Origin of the sequence: uncultured Oceanicoccus sp. (assembly GCF_963968385.1) — a bacterium.
GTDB lineage: Bacteria > Pseudomonadota > Gammaproteobacteria > Pseudomonadales > Dasaniaceae > Oceanicoccus.
Window position 1 is genome coordinate 1 of the sequence record NZ_CAXAHB010000119.1, and the last position, 3,306, is coordinate 3,306.

At 46.5% G+C, this 3,306-nt stretch carries 1 protein-coding gene and 1 pseudogene; both read right to left on the reverse strand.

Annotated features, from left to right (window positions below):
- On the reverse strand, nucleotides 1-2,048 hold a 2,048-nt coding region (locus tag AACP44_RS08860), incomplete at its 3' end, for a hypothetical protein (protein ID WP_339340168.1).
- Between the two features lie 799 nt (nucleotides 2,049-2,847).
- A pseudogene (locus AACP44_RS08865) lies at nucleotides 2,848-3,306 on the reverse strand (hypothetical protein); the annotation flags it as partial.

Genomic DNA, 3,306 nt, shown 5'->3' on the forward strand with positions numbered 1-3,306 from the left:
CGAATGGGATTAGGGGGATAAATAAGTTGCAGTGCGAACTTGGCAAACAGATCCATCTCTGCATCAGTCAGCGGTGTTGAACGACCAAGCAAGCCTTCAAAGGCAGCAATAAAATCCTCAAACGCCTGCTCTTCCAGACTCTCATCCGCATCTGCAGTGACTCCTGTACGATCGCCGCGCCAGTGCATGGGCCCCATACCTTCGAGTCCGCGCAGGCTTTGAGTGGTCATCGGACCTTTCAAGGGGTGAAATTTGGTTGCGAAAAACGGTACACCAGGTACGCCTTCATTGGGGTTGTCCACTTCAGGCTCATCCGGGTTACCCAAATCCCAAGCCAACTGATCCATATCGCCGAAGATATGACAAGAGGCGCAAGAAGAATCTCCGCGGCTTGAGCTAAAGGCCGCATCGTATAAAAAGGGTCGACCCTCAATCACACTAGTGGGTTCAGGATTGTGAAGTTGGATATGCCCGACTTCCTGCTGCTGTGTGGTATCGACAATGGATACCGCATTATCAAAACGGGTAAAGACATAGAGCCGACTGTTATTTTCATCAAGCACCAGACCGGCCGGACCGCCGCCAGTCAAGGTAATATGGTCAGCTGGATCCGGTGTAAAACTGTCAGATTCCAGCTCGGCGGTATCGAATACGCCAATTTTACCGGAGCCAAAAGCGGAGACATACAAGGTTGACCCATCGCCGCTGATAGCCATCTCTAATGGCTGCGCCAAACTGGCACTATTTTCCGCCGCTGTGCCATCGCTATTATTGTAATTGATATGCTTGTTCAAATGACGAGGGTTGATAGTGCTGCCGTTAATAACCGTGATACGACTTTCGGCAATATGACCGCGTACGGTGGTTGAAGCGGTGCCATGGCCTTCAAAACGCACCACATTACGCGCGTCGGTATTACTGACATAAATAGCTCCGTTAGAAGGATTGACCGCCATATTAAACAGCGTGGTACCGACACCGCTAAAGGTATCGCTTTGCACCGGTGGATTGGCATTGGCATTAATAGCAAAGACATCATTGTCGGGTAGCGAAAATCGAATGCGGTCATTCCAAGTTGAAGGCGCCGCGCCTGAAATTGGATCGCCATTATCAACCCAGTCAGTACCGTTAAACTGCACAATAAGACCGGTGCTGGGTTCGGCAATGCCTTCAAAGTTTGCTGTTGGTGACGGCTTTGTCACCGCTTGGGCATTAGGCGTCAGCGTGGTATTCAATACCGTGGTTTTATTACCGGAGTTAAACACCGCCGCATAAACCGTTGCGCCGTCTGCGCTGCGAGCCAAGGCTCTGGGCGTATCGCCAAACATCTGCAAAATAGTCAGTGGCGTGCCACCGAGTGCCGCACCGAGATCATTACTATCAAATACCCAGACATCGGCACGCCCTACACCCTCGGTTTTAAGCTGTGGATCAAAAGGCGCATTTTGGCCGCGGTGGGCGGCGGTAATAAAAGCGCGATCATTATTGGCGCCAGCAAATAGAATATCCCGCGGCTCATCTCCCACTAATAGCGTTCTAGTCACGCGCGGTGCTGACTGGCTGAGATCAACGATGCTGATACTGTCTGAGAGGTGATTGACTACCCATACCTCGGTGTTGGAACGGGCAGCGACCGCAACAGGCTCAAGCCCCACCGGTACAGTCGCGACATAACTTAGACCTGCGGTGGTGATATTAAAAACCTCCAGATGATTATCGGGAGTGTTAACCACAAATAACTGTTGGCCATCTGGCGACATAGCCATGGGCCTAACTGGGCCACTTTCAAACAGCGTGAACGAGGAAACATTACTTTGTGATGAGGGTGTAGGCAGTGGATTGTTAGTTAAGGAGCTACTTATTAATGGAGCACTGGCCTCCATATTAGCTGAGACAAACAATGGTGCTGTCACTGGTTGGCTGGTGCTAACCGGCGTGTCACTGGTTTCTGTACTATCCGTACTTGCTGTATCGCCCAGCCCGCAATAGGCTAATAAGGATGCACTTAATACCAGCGAGGATGCTTGCACAGCAGAAGTTGTGGACATTGCAGTCACTCCGGACCCAATCTGTTGATATTACCGTATTAATTCAGCGAGACAGGATCTAATCATTTATTGTTATCAATATGTTTCTTGAGCTGACCAATTTTATATTATTGTATTGTTAGCTCTTTGCTGGGCAAAGATTAGACAGCTGACCCAATACTAAGAAAGTTTGCATGTTTTGGCAATATCTGTGCCTCTCCCCTACTCAGTCGAATAACGCTACATCAAATAGCCATAACACCGCTATCGTCCTAACGATGCGGCGCTTGTATAGGGCAGTATTAGTCGGTTGGGCTAAAAAATATTAACTAATTTGTGAATTATTACCGATTTTTGAGAGATTCTGTGAACATTGCATAAACAAATTAACCATAAAAAACTGGGGTGACTTAAACAATAGAATATTTGCCGGCTAGATATTTATCGCGCTTATCCACAATATGCAAAAAATTCACTGTTTTAAAGCAAACCGTTGCTGGCTTGATTGATTTGTTGATTAGTCAGGGAGGTGTTTCTTTATTTGGTGCAAACTAAATCGCTCAAGCGAGTATTCCATCGATTCTTTCGATATTTTTTATGGCTATAAAGATGACTGCATGCATCAAGCGGCCGGCAAATTGATTGATAATTTTAATCAATGCCAGTTTGATTTAAGATTTTATGCGGAAAGTTAAACAAGCTATGACTTAAAGCTTATCCAGTTTTAACGGTCTATCTTTCCCTGCCTAGAATTAATAATAGACCGTTGCCCAAATTTATTGACGGACTTTTTTAGCAATATCGAAAGAAATGCAATCGATTAATACAGATATACCGCACCAGTATTGTCAGTATCATCGTTGTCGTAATTATCGCTGTTGACGTCCGTAGTATTGCCATCCTCACCAATAGCGCCGACAGCAAGAGTTCCGCCATCATCACTCAAGGCAACACTGGTGCCAAATAAATCGTCCGCGCCGGGATTGGAAGCTTTTATATAAGTTTTGTAATAACTATACGTATCATCTTTAAAAGTATATAGATAGACAGCACCAGCGCTATTGAGACTACCAGTAAGACCAGTAAGACTTATATTACTAGCACTGCTAGATTCACCCGGAGCACCCACAGCAAGAGCGCTGCCATCGCCGCTTAAGCTGATACTGCTGGCATATAAAGGTACGTCTTCTTTTAATTTTGCTTTAAGTGTCCATTCATCATCAGCATAGGTATATAGATATACAGCAGCCTCCGATCCCTCAACGCCCTCGGAAGCCAC